Annotated in this window: 12 protein-coding genes; all 12 read left to right on the top strand. The window is 68.8% G+C overall.

Translation table 11 applies throughout. From position 1 onward, the window contains the following. Nucleotides 1–39 precede the first annotated feature (39 nt). The 12 genes from ACFFJ7_RS09235 to plsY all read left to right on the top strand — a co-directional run bounded on the left by ACFFJ7_RS09235 (nt 40) and on the right by plsY (nt 17,984). Nucleotides 40–3,693 carry an AsmA family protein gene (locus ACFFJ7_RS09235; RefSeq protein ID WP_377591915.1) on the top strand — a complete coding sequence of 1,218 codons (3,654 nt, stop codon included), beginning with the start codon at nt 40–42 and terminating at the stop codon, nt 3,691–3,693. A 68-nt stretch (nt 3,694–3,761) separates the two neighbouring features. Next, on the top strand, nt 3,762–4,916 hold the full coding sequence (ccmI, locus tag ACFFJ7_RS09230; RefSeq protein WP_166953106.1) for a c-type cytochrome biogenesis protein CcmI: 1,155 nt from the start codon (nt 3,762–3,764) through the stop codon (nt 4,914–4,916). Then, nucleotides 4,913–5,380, top strand: coding sequence for a cytochrome c maturation protein CcmE (gene ccmE, locus ACFFJ7_RS09225; protein ID WP_166953104.1), 468 nt, complete (start codon nt 4,913–4,915; stop codon nt 5,378–5,380). The genes ccmI and ccmE overlap by 4 nt, the downstream gene beginning before the upstream one ends. 30 nt (nt 5,381–5,410) lie before the next feature. After that, entirely contained in the window at nt 5,411–7,414 is a 2,004-nt protein-coding gene (locus tag ACFFJ7_RS09220; RefSeq protein WP_377591913.1) for a heme lyase CcmF/NrfE family subunit, read from the top strand. Between the two features lie 11 nt (nt 7,415–7,425). Next, complete coding sequence (locus ACFFJ7_RS09215; RefSeq protein ID WP_377591911.1) at nt 7,426–7,878, top strand: cytochrome c-type biogenesis protein; 453 nt, start codon at nt 7,426–7,428, stop codon at nt 7,876–7,878. Between the two features lie 211 nt (nt 7,879–8,089). After that, entirely contained in the window at nt 8,090–9,610 is a 1,521-nt protein-coding gene (locus ACFFJ7_RS09210; protein WP_166953098.1) for a Do family serine endopeptidase, read from the top strand. Between the two features lie 142 nt (nt 9,611–9,752). Further along, a complete protein-coding gene (locus ACFFJ7_RS09205) occupies nt 9,753–10,436 on the top strand; it encodes a response regulator transcription factor (protein ID WP_166953096.1) in 684 nt (227 codons plus the stop codon). Nucleotides 10,437–10,470: 34 nt separating this feature from the next. Then, nucleotides 10,471–11,844: a sensor histidine kinase gene (locus ACFFJ7_RS09200; RefSeq protein ID WP_377592120.1), complete on the top strand. Its 1,374-nt coding sequence runs from the start codon at nt 10,471–10,473 to the stop codon at nt 11,842–11,844. Beyond that, nucleotides 11,841–14,786 (top strand): bifunctional [glutamine synthetase] adenylyltransferase/[glutamine synthetase]-adenylyl-L-tyrosine phosphorylase, encoded by a 2,946-nt coding sequence (locus ACFFJ7_RS09195; protein ID WP_377591908.1) that lies wholly within the window; start codon nt 11,841–11,843, stop codon nt 14,784–14,786. The genes ACFFJ7_RS09200 and ACFFJ7_RS09195 overlap by 4 nt, the downstream gene beginning before the upstream one ends. 304 nt (nt 14,787–15,090) lie before the next feature. After that, nucleotides 15,091–16,050 (top strand): aspartate carbamoyltransferase catalytic subunit, encoded by a 960-nt coding sequence (locus ACFFJ7_RS09190; RefSeq protein WP_166953094.1) that lies wholly within the window; start codon nt 15,091–15,093, stop codon nt 16,048–16,050. Further along, nucleotides 16,047–17,354 (top strand): dihydroorotase, encoded by a 1,308-nt coding sequence (locus tag ACFFJ7_RS09185; RefSeq protein WP_377591905.1) that lies wholly within the window; start codon nt 16,047–16,049, stop codon nt 17,352–17,354. The genes ACFFJ7_RS09190 and ACFFJ7_RS09185 overlap by 4 nt, the downstream gene beginning before the upstream one ends. Nucleotides 17,355–17,366: 12 nt before the next feature. Then, nucleotides 17,367–17,984, top strand: coding sequence for a glycerol-3-phosphate 1-O-acyltransferase PlsY (gene plsY / locus ACFFJ7_RS09180; RefSeq protein ID WP_166953090.1), 618 nt, complete (start codon nt 17,367–17,369; stop codon nt 17,982–17,984). Nucleotides 17,985–18,103 lie beyond the last annotated feature (119 nt).

Below are 18,103 nucleotides of genomic sequence, written 5' to 3'. Positions count from 1 at the left end.
ACGCACGGCAAGCGCCGTCAATCACGGGTCGGGTAAAGGGTGCGCGATCTATTCACCGTTGTCGCCGTTCTCATCGTCGCTGTGCTGTGCGCCGCGCTGGCGGTTCCCTATGCCGTCGACTGGCAGGCGTGGCGCGGCGATGTCGAGGCGGCCCTCGGCAAGGCGTTCGGCGTGCCGGTGCATACGGAAGGCGCGATCACGGTGCGGCTGCTGCCCACCCCGCGCCTCGCGCTCGACAGGGTCGCCCTCGGCGGCGCGGCGCCGTTCCTGACCGCGGAGGCACTCAACGTCTCGCTGGAGGCGCCGCCGCTGCTCGGCGGCAAGGTCAGGGTGAACGAGGCGCGGCTCGTGCGGCCGACGGTCTCCGTGCGCGTCGACGCGGCGGGCGCCTTCCACCTGCCGGCCGCTTCCGACACGCCGCTGTTGCAGCTCAGGAACGCGGGCATCGACCGACTCGTCGTCGACGGCGGTATCGTGCGGATCGTCGGCGATGCCGGTGCGGGCGGCATGCGCCACGATATCGGTCCCATCGATTTCACGGCCCAGGCAACCACGTTCGCCGGACCCTGGCGCGTCGACGGCACGATTGCCGGCCATACCGTCCATCTGGCGACCGGCGCGTTCGAGAACGACGGCCGCCTCCGCATGAAGGTGCGCGTCGGCGAAGCGGGCGAAACGCAGGGCGAGTTCGACGGCCATCTGCTGCCCGGCGCCATTCCCGCGCTATCGGGACGAATCGCCGCCTCCGTGCCGTTGCCCGAGATCCCGGTAGCGCCGCCTGCCGACGGCGCCGCGCCGGAAACCGTCAGCCTCACCCTCGCCGCGATCATCGGCAGCGAAGGCTGGCGCATCGCCGCGAAGGACGTCACACTGCGGACCGGCGACGGGAACGGCGCGCTGGCGCTCGGCGGCGAGGCGGCGTTCGACGTCAGCCCGCTGCTGAAGGGCGGCAAGCCGCTGCTGGAACTGGCGCTGACCAGCCGGCGCATCGACATCACGCCGCTGCTTCCCGTTATCGCAGGCCAAGCGGACACCGGCAGCCGGCGTGTGCTGGACTCGCTGCGCGCACGCCTCGTCACGGGCGGTCTTGCGGACATGCCGGCCGACGTCTCCCTCTCGGTGGGCAGCGTCGCGCTTTCGGGCATCGAGGCCGGGCCCGTGTCCATCGACCTGAAGACGGAACGGGAGGCCGACGGCCTGCGAATCGCCATTTCCCACCTCGCGCTGACGCTGCCGGGCGGCGGCACGCTCGGGGCGAACGGCGTCGCGGCATGGAGCGCCCGGCCCGCCTTCTCCGGCCGGGTCGACCTCACCGGCGGCGACACGCTGCGGCTTGCGGGCGCGCTGCACGAACTCGGCGCGCCAGAGCGCCTGACAGCGCCGCTGCTGCAATGGCCGGGGCTGACCTTCGCCGGGCAGGTCGACGCCACGGCGGACGATATCGCCGTACACGGTTTCAAATTGGCCGCGGGACGGACGACGGTGGCGGGCTCGCTGCGCCAGACGGCTGCGCGAGGAGAGTTGCGCGGGCGCATCGATGCGCAGCTTTCCGCAACGGGGCTCGATCTCTCTGCCCTGCCATCTTTCGATCCCGCCTCGCTCGTGCAGGCGGGCACCGATCTCGGCGTCTCCATCGAGGCAACGGGGCTGCGGCTGGGCGACGAGGCAGCCTCGCCGGACAGACGGCTGCGCGCGCGATTCGAGACCTCTTCCGCCGGCATCAGCATCGAGCGCTTCGAAATCCGCGATCCCGCGGGCGCAACGTTTTCCGCCTCCGGCCATCTCGACGACGACGGTGGCCGCGTGGTGGCGAAACTGAACGCGCAGAAGCCGGAAAGCGTGGTGGAAGTCGCGCGCAGCTTCCTGCCCGGGACATGGCGGGCGGCGCTGACGCGCGCGGTGCCCTTCGCGGGGCCGCTGGCGCTCGACGCCACCGTCGCGCGGCCCGGTGCCGGCCGTCCCCTGGTCGCCGTGCTCAGGGGCCGCGCCGGTGATATGGACATCGACGCCCATGTCACCAGCGACCCCGCTGGCGCGGACAACGACCGCGCCGTGATCGCGGCAACGCTGACGGCGCCTGACGCGAAGGGCCTGCTGCGCCGCACTGGCATTGCCGGCGGCACCGTCCGCGCCAGCGAGCGCAAGGAAAAGGCGGTCGTCAGACTCGATGCGCGCGGCAATTCCTTTTCCCGCCTGGAAGGCGAGGCGGCGCTGGATTTGGGCACAAGCCGGGCAGCGGTTTCCGGCACGTGGCGGGACGAGGGCGGCGAGGCGGCACTCACCGGCACACTGACAGCTGCCAGCGACGATACGGCTGCCTTCGCGGCCCTGATAGGCCATCCGCTGCCCGGCCTCTCCGGCGGGGCGCCGGCGAGCCTCGCCGGAAACGTGAACTGGCGGGCGGGCGAACTGCGCCTCGACGACCTGCGCGGTACACTCGGGGACGACAAGATCGCCGGCAGGCTTGCCGTCGCCGACGGTGAGATCGCCGGGGAACTCGCCATCGCTCAATTATCGCTCACGGACCTTCTGGCGCTTTCCTTCGGCCCGCAGATTCGCCCGGCGCAGGGGCGCCTGTGGTCCGCCGAGCGTTTTCAGGCCACGGGTCCCGGCTTCGCCGGCAAGATCAGGGTGCGGACGGAACGGCTGGCCGTCGCTCCCGCGCTCGCGCTGACCGGCGTCTCGCTGCTGCTCGATCTCTCGCCGGACACAGTCGGCCTTCAGGAAGTCGCCGGCACGCTGCCGGGCGGCGGGACAGCGCGGGCGGACATCCTGCTGCGCCGCTTCGGCACGCTGGCGAATTTCCGCGCCGCCCTCGCCGTCGAGGGGGCCGACATTGCGCAGCTGACCGGCGACACCCTGGCGGGTCGCCTCAGCGGCCGCCTAGACGTCGGTTCGTCGGCGGAAAGCCCGGCCGGCCTCGTGGTCAACCTTGCCGGCGGCGGCGAGATCAAGGTCGGCGATGCCGCCTTGCCACGCCTCGATCCGTCGGCGTTGGCGCGTCTCGTTCCCGAGTGGCTCGGATCGGGCGACGCCGAAGCGCCCATCGATGCCGACATAGGGCGCCTGACCGGCCGTCTGGGCACGGAGCTCGATAAAGCCGCATGGCCGATCCGGAACCTGACCTTTCCGCTCACCGTCGCGGGCGGGGCGGTGCGCTTCGGCCCGCTGGCGCTGGAGGCGGCGCAAGCGAAGGCGGGCATCAACGGCACGCTCGATCTCGCCACGCTGACGCTCGACGCGCGCGCGAACCTCACCGCGACAACCGCACCGAAGGACTGGACGGGCACACCGCCGCAGGCCGTCATCGCCTGGCGCGGTCCACTCGCCGGCCTGAAACGCAGCATCGATGCCGGCAGCACAGCCAATGCCCTCGCCGCCATCGGGCTGACCCGCGAACTCGACCGCATCGAGCGGCTTGAGGCGGAGGCACGTCAGCGCGTGGAGCAGGCGCGCCTGGCCCGGCAGGAGCGCGCGCGGCAGGAGCAGGAGCGGCTGGAACAGCAGCGCCTGGAGCGCGAACGGCAGGAACAGCAGCGGCAGCAGGAGCAGCGGCTGGAGCGGGAGCGTCAGGAACGGGAAAGGCTTATGCAGCAGGAACAGCCGCCGGCCCGGCAGCCCGCGGGCGCTGGCGGCGACGCCCCGTCCCCGAACGCGCCGCTTGTTATCGCGCCCGACGCCGCTTATCCCTGATACCCCGTGACCATATGTCGCCGCTGAGGGTCATCAGCAAGGCGGCAGGGCCAATGATATGAAGGCGCATGACGATCTGGTTTGTATTCGCTCTAATGACAGGCGCCTCCGTGCTGCTGGTGCTGTGGCCGCTGTCGCGCCGGCAGCAGGCCGCCGGTGGCCGCGTTGACGACAAGGCATTCTTCCGCCAGCAGATCGCCGATATCGAGCGTGAGGTGGCGCGTGGCCTGCTGCCGGAGTCCGAGGGCGAGGCCGCCCGGACGGAGGCGGGCAGGCGCCTGCTGCGCGCCATGGACCAGCAAACGCAGGAGGGCGACCAGAAGGGCGAGCCCGCGCTGCGGCGCCGGCGCGCGGCCTCGGCGATCGCGCTTTCCGCCATTCCGCTGGTGGCGCTGACGCTTTACGGCGCGCTGGGGCAGCCGGACGTTCCGGACGCCCCCCTCTCGAAGCGCCTTGCGGAGGGCGATCCGCGCTCGCTCAACCTCAACGAGGCGGTGGCGCGCGTGGAAGGGCATCTCGCCCGCCAGCCGGAGGACGGACGCGGCTGGGAAGTTCTCGCCCCCATCTACCTGCGCGCGGGGCGTTTTCAGGACGCGGTGCGCGCCTATGGAGAGGCGCTGCGGCTCAACGGCGCGTCCGGCACGCGCCTCGCCAATCTCGGCGAAGCCATGGTCATGGCCGGCGACGGCGTCGTTTCCGCCGAGGCGCGGACGGCTTTCGACAAGGCGCTGGCGGCGGAGCCCGGCAACGCGAAGGCCGGCTTTTATCTGGCGCTCGCCGCGGAGCAGGACGGAGACGTGGCGGGCGCGCTCGCCCGCCTGCGCGAACTGCTCGCCTCCGCCCCGGCGGACGCGCCCTGGCGGCCGGCGGTCGAGGCCCGCATCGCGGCGCTCGCCGACCCCGCACGGAGCGAGGCCGGGCAGGCCATCGCCGGCATGGCGCCGGAAGATCGCATGCAGGCCATCCGCGGCATGGTGGCGCAACTCGCCGCCCGCGCGGCTGCCGGAGAAGTCGGCCTTGACGAATGGTTGCGCCTGATACGATCCTACGCGGTGCTCGGCGACAGGACCGAGGCAGCAAAGGCGCTGGCGTCCGCGCGCGAAAGGCTCGCGGGCGACGATGCGGCGCTGCGCCGCCTCGATACGCTCGCCGGCGAACTGCATATTGAAAGAGAATCGGCCGCCCCGCCGGCGGAGGAACGCAAGACGGAGGGTGAACCATGACGAGGAAGCAGCGCCGGTTGACGCTGATCGCGGGAGGCCTTGCGGTGCTCGGCACGGCGCTGGGGCTCGTGCTGTTCGCCATGCGCGACACCATCGTCTTCTTCCGCTCGCCCGCCGACATCACCGCCATGAACATCGCGCCCGGCACGCGCATGCGTCTCGGCGGCCTCGTCAAGGAAGGCTCGATCGCGCGGCCGGGCGGGCAGACCATTCATTTCGTCGTGACAGACGGCGCGGGCGACATCGCCGTGCGCTACACGGGACTGCTGCCGGACCTGTTCCGCGAGGGGCAGGGCGTCGTGACGGAAGGCGTGCTCGCGCCCGACGGGAGTTTCGCCGCCGACAGCGTGCTCGCCAAGCACGACGAGAACTACATGCCCCGCGAAGTCGCGGACGCCCTGAAGGAAAAGGGCCTCTGGCAACATGCGGAAAGCGGCGGAGATGCCGCGACCGTCACGCAATAAAGCGGCGCCACGCCAGACGCTGAGGATGGAATGATCGTCGAGATCGGACACTACGCGCTGACGCTGGCGCTGGGCCTGTCGGTGGTGCAGTGCGTGCTGCCGTTCTGGGGCGCGCGCGTCCGCGATCCCGCGCTGATGGCTGTCGCGGCGCCGGCCGCGCTGGGCGCCTTCGCGGCGATCGCCATCGCCTTTGCGGCACTTACCTCCGCCTACATCGTTTCGGACTTCTCGGTCGTCAACGTCGTCGAGAACTCCCACTCGATGAAGCCGTTCCTCTACAAGATCAGCGGCGTGTGGGGAAACCACGAAGGCTCGATGCTGCTGTGGGTGTGCATCCTCACGCTGTTCGGCGGCGTGGTGGCGCTGACGCGCAACAGCCTGCCGGAAAGGTTGAAGGCGCTCACGCTCTCCGTGCAGGCGTCAGTGACGATTGCCTTCCTGCTGTTCATCCTGTTCACGTCGAATCCGTTCGCGCGCGCCGTTCCGGCGCCGTTCGAGGGGCGCGACCTCAACCCGCTGCTGCAGGACGTCGGTCTCGCCGTTCATCCGCCGCTGCTCTATCTCGGCTATGTCGGCTTCTCGATCTCGTTCGCCTTCGCCATCGCCGCCCTCATCGACGGGCGGATCGATGCGGTATGGGCGCGCGCCGTGCGCCCGTGGACGCTGACGGCGTGGGTGTTCCTCACGCTCGGCATCTCGATGGGCTCCTACTGGGCCTACTACGAACTCGGCTGGGGCGGCTGGTGGTTCTGGGACCCGGTCGAGAACGCCTCGTTCATGCCGTGGCTCGCGGGCACGGCGCTGATCCATTCCACGGTGGTGATGGAGAAGCGCGACGCGCTGAAGGTGTGGACGATACTACTCGCCATCCTGACGTTCTCGCTGTCGCTGATCGGCACCTTCCTCGTGCGCTCGGGCGTGCTGACCTCGGTACATGCCTTCGCGACCGATCCCGAAAGAGGCACCTTCATCCTCATCATCCTGATGATTTTCATCGGCGGCTCGCTGGCGCTTTTCGCGTGGCGCGCACCCATGCTGCGACAGGGCGGCATCTTCGCGCCCGTCTCGCGCGAGGGGGCGCTGGTGCTGAACAACCTGCTGCTCTCGACGGCCTGCGCCACGGTATTCATCGGCACGCTCTATCCGCTGGCGCTGGAGGGGTTGACCGGCGGCAAGATTTCCGTCGGGCCGCCCTATTTCGAGATGACCTTCCTGCCGATCGCAATGCCGCTGATCGCCATCATGCCGCTGGGGCAGACGCTCGCCTGGAAGCGCGGCAACCTGCTCGGCGCGGCGCAACGGCTGATGGCGGCCTTCGCGCTCGCGCTCGCGCTGGCGCTCGTGGTGCTCGCCGTCACACGCGGCGGGCCGGTGCTGGCGCTGTTAGGCGTGGGGCTCGGCTTCTTCGCTCTGTTCGGCTCGCTGTCGGAGATCGTTACCCGCTCGTGGTCGCGCGGCATGCCGCTGTCGACGGCATGGCGCCGGGCGAGGGGCCTTCCCCGCTCCGCGTGGGGCACGGCAATCGCCCACGCGGGCATCGGCGTCACCGTGCTCGGCATCGCGGCGACTGCATGGGGGGTGGAATCGCTGGCGGTGGTCAAGCCGGGCGAAACGATCTCGGCCGGGCATTACGCACTACGCCTCGACGGCGTGACACCTTACACTGCCCCCACCTACCGGGCGAACGTCGCCCGCTTCTCGGTGTTCCGGGGCGGCGTGCCGACGGGAACGCTGGAAGCGGAAAAGCGGCTCTACACGCCGCGCGGCATGGCGACGACCGAAGCCGGACTGATGACGCGCGGCCTCGGCCAGCTCTACGTCGGGCTGGGGGAGGAGGATCCGGCGGGTGGCATCGGCGTGCGGCTCTACTGGAAGCCGTTCGTGCTGCTCATCTGGATCGGCACGCTGGTCACCGCGTTCGGCGGCGGGCTGTCGCTGACGGACCGGCAACTGCGGATCGGCGCGCCGGCACGGGCGAAGGCGCGGCGCGCACAGCCGGGCGACGGGCAGGCCGACGCGCTGGCGACATCCTGAAGGGGCGGCGAATGCGCGCGTTCATCATCCTGCTCTGTATGTTCCTGGCCGCGTTGCCCGCACGCGCCGTGCAGCCAGACGAAGTGCTGCCGGACGCGCAGCTGGAACAGCGGGCGCGCGGGATTTCCGCCGGCTTGCGCTGCCTTGTCTGCCAGAACGAATCCATCGACGATTCGGACGCGCCACTCGCCCGCGACCTGCGTCTGCTCGTGCGCGACCGCCTCGTGGCCGGCGACAGCGACCAGGCGGTGAAGGATTTCGTCGTGGACCGTTATGGCGAGTTCGTGCTGTTGCGCCCGGTGTTCGGCCTGCACACGGCGCTGCTGTGGCTAGGCCCCTTCGCCTTGCTGGCGCTGGGGATCGCGGGGCTGGTGCACGGCGCCGGCCGGCATCGCCGCCGGGAAACGCCCGCCCTGACGGACGACGAAAAAACGCGCCTCGACGCGCTGCTCCGCAAGGATTGAGTTTTCCCGCGTTAACAATATTTCATACGACGTTGATGTCGCCGTAAGGGTCGGCACTCCATATTCGACATCGACAGTTGGCGGGGCAGCCTGCACCATGGTCTTCCGGCAAGCGGCCCGAGCGGCCGATCCGCCAGCGGAAGCCATTGGCCCAAGGCAGCCGATTCCTGGTGTCCGATCCCGCCCACACAGGTTTTCAGGAGAGAAGTTCATGTCCGATCTCAACACGTCCTCCCCGCGCCGCCGCCGCCGTTCGATGCTGCTTGGCGCCGTGGCGCTTGCCGCCCTTGCCGGTGCCGGCACGGTCGCCAATCTGACGCTGGCGCCGCCCCCCGCCGCCCACGCGCAGGGCACGACCTCGCCCGCCGCGCCCGTCGTCGTGCCCGGGCAGGCATCCTTCGCCGATCTGGTCGACAAGGTGAAGCCCGCCGTCGTCTCGGTGCGGGTGAAGATCGCCGTCGACGAGCAGGATGACGGTCCCTCGCTGCAGCAGTTCGGCTTCCCGCCCGGCAGCCCGTTCGAGGAATTCTTCCGCCGCTTCGGCGCGCCGGACCAGCGCCAGCAGGGTCCGGGCCGGCGCGGCGCCCCGCGCCGCTTCGGCGAGGCGCAGGGCTCCGGCTTCTTCATTTCGGAAGACGGCTACATCGTCACCAACAACCACGTCGTCGAGAAGAGCACCGAGGTCGAGGTGCGCACGGATGACGGCAAGACCCTGGACGCCAAGGTGATCGGCACCGACCCGCGCACCGACATCGCGCTGCTGAAGGTCGACGCGAAGGGGCCGTATCCGTTCGTGCCCTTCGCCGCCACTCTGCCGCGCGTGGGTGACTGGGTGCTGGCCGTGGGCAATCCGTTCGGCCTCGGCGGCACGGTGACGGCGGGCATCGTCTCGGCACGCGGCCGCGACATCGGCGCCGGCCCCTATGACGATTTCCTCCAGATCGACGCCTCGGTCAACAAGGGCAACTCGGGCGGCCCCGCCTTCGATCTCGCCGGCAACGTGGTCGGTGTGAACACGGCCATCGCCTCGCCCTCGGGCGGCAGCGTGGGCATCGCCTTCGCCATTCCGGCCGAGACCGTGCAGAAGGTGGTGGGCGAGATCCGCGATCACGGCACCGTGCGCCGCGGCTTCCTCGGTGTGCAGATCCAGCCGGTGACGCAGGACATCGCGTCGAGCCTCGGCCTCGACAAGGCGGAAGGCGCCATCGTGGCCCGCGTCGAGAGCGGCAGCCCCGCGGACAAGGCCGGCATCAAGACGGGCGATGCCATCACCGCCGTCAACGGCAAGACGGTGAAGGACGCGCGCGAACTCTCCCGCGAGATCGCGGGCTTCAACCCGGATACCACGGTGAAGCTGGACGTGTGGCGCGACGGCAAGCAGCGCGCCATCGAGGTGAAGCTCACCGCGCTGCCCGATGATCCGCAGTCCGCATCCGCCGGTGAGGAGAACGAAGGCGGCAGCCTCGGCCTGCGGCTTGCGCCCGCCGGCAGCGTCGGCGGCGCGGGCAAGGAAGGCGTCGTGGTCGTCGGCGTTGAGCCCAACAGCGTTGCCGACGAGCGCGGCTTCAAGACGGGCGACGTGATCATCGAGGTCTCGGGACAGAAGGTCGAATCGCCCGCCGACGTGCGCAAGGCCGTCGCAGCCGTGCGCAAGGAGGGCAAGAAGGCCGTCCTGTTCCGCGTGCAGGCGCAGGAAGGCACCCGCTTCATCGCGCTGCCCATCGGCAACTGACGCCTCTCGCGTCCCGGCCGGCTGGCTGATCCAGACCGGCGGGACGCTCTATCCCCAGCAAAAATCAGCCAGCGGCTGCGTCTGATCCGCCAAGCGGACGCAGCCGCTTTTCTTTGGAAGGAGGGAGGATATTCTTGTGCCCATGAAGATTCTGGTGATCGAAGATGACGCGGACGCAGCCGCTTTCATTGTCAAGGCGCTGCGGGAGGCCGGCCACGTGGCCGACCACGCGCCCGACGGGCTGGACGGCTATGCCCAGGCGAGCGAGGGCGATTATGACGTGCTCGTCGTCGACCGCATGCTGCCGAAGCTCGACGGCCTGTCCGTCATCCGGTCCCTGCGCGAACAGGGCATCGAAACGCCCGTGCTCATCCTGTCGGCGCTCGGCCAGGTCGACGATCGGGTGAAAGGGTTGCGCGCCGGCGGCGACGACTATCTCGCCAAGCCCTTTGCCTTTTCGGAACTTCTGGCGCGCGTCGAGGCGCTGGCGCGCCGGCGCGTGGGGCAGGCGAGCGAGCAGACCGTCTACCGGGTCGGCGATCTGGAACTCGACCGCCTCTCGCACAAGGTGACGCGCGCGGATGAGGAGATCGTGCTGCAGCCGCGCGAGTTCCGTCTGCTCGAATACCTGATGCGCAACGCCGGACAGGTGGTGACGCGCACCATGCTGCTGGAGAACGTGTGGGACTACCATTTCGACCCGCAGACGAACGTCATCGACGTGCATGTGTCGCGGCTGCGGGCCAAGATCGACAAGGGCCACGAAACGGCGCTCATTCACACGGTGCGAGGCGCGGGGTACATGATCCGTGACGGCGCTCGGTAAGCTTTTCCGCACGACGGCCTTCAAGCTCTCTGCGATGTATCTGCTGGTGTTCGTGCTGTTCGCTGGCTTCATCATCGGCTACGTGGCGTGGAACACGCGCCAGGTGATCGACAACCAGATCCGCGACACCATCGCGGCGGAAATCCGGGGGCTGGAGGAGCAGTACCGCGTCGGCGGCATCCGCCGCCTCGTCAGCATCATCGACCGGCGCGCGCGCGAACCTGGCGCCTCGCTCTATCTGGTCACGACATTCGCCGGCGAATACCTGACCGGCAATGTCGATTCGGTGCCGCTCGACATCCTCGACCGGCCCGGCGTGCACGAGACCTTCTACAGCCCCGGCGACGGTACGGAAGCGCATGCGCGCGAGGCGATGGCGCATGTGTTCGTCCTGCCCGGCGGCTTCCGCATGCTGGTAGGGCGGGACGTGGGCGAGCGGGAGCGGCTCGACCAGGTGATCCGCGAGGCGCTGCTCCTGTCGCTCGGGCTCGTGACGGTGCTGGCCTGTCTCGGTGGCTGGTTCATCACGCGCCGGGTACTGAAGCGCGTCGATGCCATGACGGAGACCACGCGCACCATCATGGCGGGCGATCTCGGCGGGCGGCTCGCGGTGGCGGGCAACGGCGACGAACTCGACCGGCTGGCGCTCAACCTCAACGCCATGCTCGACCGGATCGGCGAACTGATGACCGGCATGAAGGAAGTCTCGGACAACATCGCCCACGACCTGAAGACGCCGCTCACCCGGCTGCGCAACCGGGCCGAGGAGGCGCTGCGTACGGCGACGACGCCGGAAGAATATGCCCGCGCGCTCGACACCACGATTGAGGAATCGGACAACCTCATCCGCGTATTCAACGCGCTGCTGACCATCGCACGGCTTGAGGCCGGCGACGCCGCGCCGGCGGCCGCGCCCTTCGATGCGGCGGAAACGGCCCGCTCCGTCGCCGAACTCTACGAAGCTGCGGCGGACGAGGCGCATGCGCCCGTCACCATCGATATCGCCCCCGATCTCACCTTGCCTGTGAACGGAAACCGCGAACTGGTGGGGCAGGCGCTTGCCAACCTGATCGATAACGCGCTGAAATACGGCTTGCCCGAGGACGTGGATGATGCCCATATCGCGATCACGGCGCGGCGCGAACACGACGGAGGCGGGCGGGAAATGGCGGTCATCAGCGTCGCGGATCACGGTCCCGGCATTCCCGAATCCGACCGCGCCCGGGCGCTGGAGCGCTTCGCGCGTCTCGAATCGTCACGCACCAAGCCGGGGTTCGGGCTGGGGCTCAGTCTCGTCGCCGCCGTCGTCCGCATGCACGGGGGAACCCTCAGCCTGGAGGACAACGCCCCCGGTCTGCGCGTGGTGATGACGCTGCCGCTGTCGCCGGAACAGGAGGCGACCGCGTGACCATCGCAGGCCCAACCGATCGGGAAGCGGACCCACGGCCGCTGCGGGAGCGCATCACGCGCGCGCCCGTCCTCGCGAAGCCGGAGGCCGCCGCCGCGGCGCTCGCGGAGATACCGGGCACCTCCGGCTGGCGGGCCCTCGTGCAGACGCTCGTCGCCGCGCTCGCGGAACACTCGCCTTTCCTGTGGCGGCTCGCGGCGGGCGATGCGGCGCGGCTCGAACACCTGCTCGATACCGGCGTCGGGGAAAGCCGCGCCCGCATCCTCGACGAAACCGCGAATGCCTGGCGCCATGCCGCCGACGCGGCGGCCCTGATGCGCGACCTGCGCAGGGCCCGCGCCGAGCATGCGTTGCTCGTGGCGCTCGCCGATCTCGGCGGCGCGTGGGGCCTTGAGGCCGTCATCGCCTCGCTCTCCGCCTTCGCGGATGCGGCAGTGGGCAGCGCCATCCGCTTCCTGCTGAAACAGGCGGCAGAGACCGGGCGCTTCAATCCGCCCGACCCGGCCGATCCGGAGACGGGATCGGGCCTCGCCGTGCTGGCGCTCGGCAAGCACGGGGCGGGCGAACTTAACTATTCCAGCGACATCGACATCGTGCTGTTCTACGATCCCGATGCGCCGGTCGTGGGGCGCGCCGATCCGCCGTCCTTTTTCGTGCGGCTGGCGCGCGATCTGGTGAAGCTGCTGCAGGAGCGCACGGGCGACGGCTACGTGTTCCGCGTCGACCTGCGGCTGCGGCCCGATCCTGGCTCCACCGCGCCAGCCGTGGCGCTGCCCACGGCCTTCTCCTATTACGAGACCGTGGGGCAGAACTGGGAGCGCGCCGCCTTCATCAAGGCCCGCGCCATTGCCGGCGACATCGCGCTCGGCCAACATTTTCTCGATGAGTTGCGGCCGTTCATCTGGCGCAAGTACTTCGATTTCGCCACCATCGCCGACATCCACGCGATGAAGCGTCAGATCCACGCCGTGCGCGGCCATAGCGAGATCGCGGTGGCGGGCCACGATATCAAGCTCGGTCGCGGCGGCATCCGTGAGATCGAGTTTTTCGTTCAGACACAACAGCTTGTGTTTGGTGGAAGACGTACAACATTAAGAGGACGGCGCACGCTCGACATGCTCGGGGCGCTTGTCGAGGACGGCTGGATCACGGCTTCCGCGCGGGACGACCTGACCGCCGCCTACATCTTCCTGCGCACCGTCGAGCACCGCCTGCAAATGGTGGCGGACGAGCAGACGCAGCGCCTGCCCATCGATCCGCAGTCACTTGAGAGCTTCGCCCGCTTCTGCGGTTTCGCGACGCTCGCCGACTTCTCAGCCGAACTCACGCGCCATGCCCTCGTGGTGCAGGAACATTATGCGCTGTTGTTCGAGGAAGGGCCGGAGCTGGCGGCGGAGGCGGGAAGCCTCGTGTTCACCGGCACGGAGGACGACCCCGAAACCATGCAAACGCTGCAGCGGCTCGGCTTCCGCGATCCGGCGCGGGTGGCGGAGACGGTGCGCGGCTGGCACTTCGGGCGGCGCAAGGCATTCACCACCGCCCGCGCGCGCGAGGTGCTGACGGAGATCACGCCGGCGCTGCTGACCGCGCTTGGCCGCACCGCCGCGCCGGACGCGGCACTGGCCGCGCTCGACGAGGCTTTCGGGCGCATTCCGGCTGTCGTCGAGTTGTTATCGATCCTGCGCTCGAACGACCGTCTGCTCGCGCTGTTCGCCGATCTGCTCGGTTCCGCTCCACGCCTCACGGATGTGGTGGCGCAAAGCCCGCATGTGCTGGATGCGGTGATCGATCCCATGTTCTTTTCCGCCGCCGTGGATTCGCGCACGGTGGGCGAGCGCGTGCGCAGCCTCGTTGCGCTGCCGGGCGACGGACAGGGCGCGTTCGAGGAATTTCTCGACAAGGCGCGCGACGCCGCACGGCAGGAAACGTTCCTCACCGGCGCGCGCCTCATCTCCGGCATCATTCCGCCCGAACGCGCGGGCGAGGCTTATGCGGCCATTGCCGAATCGCTCGTGGCCGTGACGCTCGACAAGGTGCGCGAGGCCTTCGCCGCCGAGCACGGCGCCGTGCCGGGCGCGCGCATGGTGGTGCTCGGCTTCGGCCGCCTCGGCGCGCGCGAGATGACGGCGTCTTCCGACCTCGATCTGGTGTCGCTCTACGATTTCGATCCCGACCGCAACCGCAGCGACGGCGTGCGGCCGCTGGACGCGACGGTCTATCACGCCCGACTCACCCAGCGGCTCGTCAGCGCGCTCACGGTGCCGACCCGGCGCGGCCGCCTCTATGAGGTGGACATGCGCCTGCGCCCTTCCGGCAGCCAGGGGCCGGTGGCGTCGCAGTTCCGGGGCTTTCCGGACTATTACACCAGCCACGCCGAAATCTGGGAGCAGATGGCGCTGACGCGCGCGCGGGTGATCGCGGGCGACGAAAGCCTCGCGGCGGAGGTCAGCGCCGGCGTTCGCGCCATCCTGCGCCGGCCGCGCGACCGGCTGGCACTGGCGAAGGAAGTGCGCGACATGCGCGCGCTGATCGCCTCCGAGAAGGGCGACGCCGACGGCTGGGACATGAAGCTCGCACGGGGCGGGCTGTTCGACCTTGAATTCATCGCCCAGTATCTAGTGCTGGCGCATGCCGCCGATCATGCGGAACTTGTCGCGGACGTCGGGACGGCGCGGGTGTTCGACGTGGCCGGCAGCCTTGGCCTTCTGGCCACCGAGGCGGCAGAGACGCTGCGCGCCGCCTACCGGCTGCTGTCGGACGTCTTCCAGTGGCAGCGGCTGACGGTGGAAGGCCGGTTCGATCCAGAGAAGGTCTCTCCCGCCGTGGTCGCCCGCATCGCCAGCGCCGTGGGCGTGCCCGATGCCAGGGTGCTGGCGCTGCACCTCGGCGAAACGCGCGAAAAGGTGCGCGGCGTGTTCGAGGCGCTTCTGGGGCCGATCTGATCTATGGCAGTTTTCATTCAAGTCGATCCATCGAATTGAAGGCAAGTTGCGGTAAAATGTTAAACGTGGCGTGGAGCGCACGGTCTGATTCCATCGGAACGTCCGGCACTCTAAATCAATACATCCACTTATTCATATAACTCCTTGATAACATAATGACATATCATTTTATACGGCGATTGCGCACGAAACGTGCGCCGCAAAGTCACACAAAAAAATTCTGGAAAGTGCATATTGCGTGCGGCGCAGCCCCCGCAGGGCGATTTCCAACCGGGCGCGAATGCTCTATAGCGATGCCTTCAGAATGAGCGAGCACCAAACATTCCTGTTTCCCCATCGCCACCTGCTTGGCATCGAGGGATTGTCCCGGCCTGACATCGAGACCCTTCTCGAACTGGCCGACAAGGCCGTCGAGGTCAGCCGTCAGGTCGAGAAGAAGCGCGCGACCCTGCGAGGCCGCACGCAGATCAACCTGTTCTTCGAGCCCTCCACGCGGACGCAATCGTCATTCGAGCTGGCGGGCAAACGCCTCGGCGCGGACGTCATGAACATGTCGGTCGCCTCCTCCTCCGTGAAGAAGGGCGAGACGCTGATCGACACCGCCATGACGCTGAACGCCATGCGGCCGGACATCATCGTCGTGCGCCACCACGCGGCGGGCGCGGTGCATCTGCTGGCGCGCAAGGTCGACTGCTCGGTGATCAACGCCGGCGACGGCGCGCACGAGCATCCGACGCAGGCGTTGCTCGACGCGCTCACCATCCGCCGCAACAAGGGCCGGATCGAGGGGCTGACAGTCGCCATTTGCGGCGACGTGCTGCATTCGCGCGTGGCGCGCTCCAACATCATCCTGCTGCAGGCCCTTGGCGCGCGCGTGCGCTGCGTGGGGCCGTCCACGCTGCTGCCGGAAGGTATCGAGCAATTCGGCGTCGAAACCTTCACCAACATGAGGAAAGGCTTGCAAGACGCTGATATCGTTATGATGTTGCGTCTGCAACGCGAGCGCATGAACGGCTCGTTCGTGCCGTCGGTGAAGGAGTACTTCCGCTTTTACGGGCTCGATGCGGAAAAGCTATCCTGGGCGAAGCCCGACGCGCTGGTGATGCATCCGGGGCCGATGAACCGGGGCGTGGAGATCGATTCGGGTGTGGCGGACGGCGCCCGGTCGCTGATCCGCGAGCAGGTGGAAATGGGCGTCGCCGTGCGCATGGCTGTGCTGGAGGCGCTCGCGCAACATCTTCCGAACGATGGGGGGCATCGATGAGCGCGTTTCTTCCCCCGCAACTCTTCCACAACGCCCGCATCGTCGACCCGGCGACGGAGCGCGACGAGCGTGGCGGCGTGCTGGTGCGCGCCGGCCTCATCGTCGATGTCGGGCCGCATCTCGTGGCGGGCAGCGGGCCAGACGGCACGCAGGAGCACGATTGCGGCGGCCATGTGCTCGCGCCCGGTCTCGTCGACCTGCGCGCCTTCGTCGGCGAACCCGGCGCCGAGCACCGCGAGACGCTGAAGACGGCGAGCGAGGCCGCGGCGGCGGGCGGCGTGACCACCGTCGTCTGCATGCCCGAGACGAACCCGCCGATCGACGAACCGGCCATCGTCGACTTCGTGCTGCGCCGCGCGCGCGACACGGCCATCGTGCATGTTCACCCGGCGGCGGCGCTCACCAAGGAACTCGCAGGGCGGGAACTGACGGAAATCGGCCTGCTGCAGGAAGCCGGCGCGGTGGCGTTCACCGACGGCACGCGCGCCGTCACCAATGCGCAGGTGCTGCGCCGCGCCATGACCTATGCGCGCGATTTCGATGCGCTGATCATCAACCACGTCGAGGACCCCGATCTCGTCGGAGACGGCGTGATGAACGAGGGCGCGCGGGCGAGCCTGCTCGGCCTGCACGGCATCCCGCGCGAGGCGGAAACCGTCGTGCTGGAGCGTGACATCCGCCTCGCGCGGCTCACCGGCGCGCGCTACCACGCCGCGCTCGTCTCCTGCGCGGACTCGGTGGAGATCGTGCGCCGTGCCAAGGACAGCGGCCTCAAGGCCACCTGCGGCGTGTCGATCAACAACCTGACGCTGAATGAAATCGACATTGGCGACTACCGCACCTTCCTGCGCCTGTCGCCGCCGCTGCGCGACGAGGACGACCGGCAGGCGGTGATAGCGGCGCTGGCGGAGGGTGTGATCGACGTCATCGTTTCCGACCACAACCCGCAGGACGTCGAGACCAAGCGCCTGCCGTTCTCGGAAGCCGCCAACGGCGCGCTGGGCCTGGAGACGCTGCTTTCCGCCGGCCTGCGGCTGGTGGAAGCGGGGCAGGTGACGCTGCCGCGCCTTCTTCATGCGCTCTCGACCCGTCCCGCGCAGCTCATCGGCGTGCCGGGCGGGCAGCTCTCGGCCGGAAAGCCGGCGGATCTCATCATCGTTGACATCGACTTCCCCTATGTCGTCGACAAGCTGAAGCTGCACTCGAAAAGCAAGAACTCGCCGTTCGACGAGGCCCGGCTCACCGGGCGCGTGCTGAAGACCTTCATCGCCGGCCGGCTCGTGTACGCATACGACGAACAATAACCGGGGACGCCCATGGAAGAAGTGCTGGCGCAATTCTGGCCGCAGGGCGTCCTTGCCCTGCTGTTCGGCTACGTTCTGGGCTCGATCCCGTTCGGCCTGCTGCTGACGCGGTTCGCCGGCCTCGGCGACATCCGCCAGATCGGCTCCGGCAACATCGGCGCCACCAATGTGCTGCGCACCGGCAACAAGGCACTCGCGGCGGCGACACTGCTCGGCGACATGCTGAAGGGCGCACTCGCCGTCATCCTCGTCGAGGATTTCGCGGGACGCGACGTCGCGCTCTATGCGGCGCTCGGCGCGTTCCTCGGGCATCTATTTCCCGTCTGGCTGCAGTTCAGGGGCGGGAAGGGCGTCGCGACGTTCATCGGTTGTCTTGTCGGCCTCGCGCCCGTTGCCGCGCTAGCCTTCGCGGCGATCTGGCTGATCACGGCACTGATCTATCGCTATTCGTCCCTCGCCGCGCTCGCCGCCAGCGCGGCGACGCCGGTCGTGCTGTGGGAGACAGGCCAGGGCAAGGTTGCGGTGCTTTACTGCATCCTGGGCGCGCTTCTGTGGTACAAGCATCGTGGCAATATCGCACGCCTTGCCACGAAGACGGAGCCGCGCATCGGCGAGAAAAAGCAGGGCTAAAATCCATCCTGTTTGTATTGAAGCGGGGCAGCTTGCAGATTTTTGAGTTTGAGCGAACTCTGATCGATCAGGGTGCGCCGGAGGCTGCCCGGTCTGGAGAGTTTATTGAGCAACATCTT

Origin of the sequence: Pseudochelatococcus lubricantis, assembly GCF_042432495.1 — a bacterium.
Lineage (GTDB): Bacteria > Pseudomonadota > Alphaproteobacteria > Rhizobiales > Beijerinckiaceae > Pseudochelatococcus > Pseudochelatococcus lubricantis.
The sequence above is the reverse complement of the archived record's forward strand: the minus strand, read 5'-3'. Positions and strand labels throughout refer to the sequence as shown.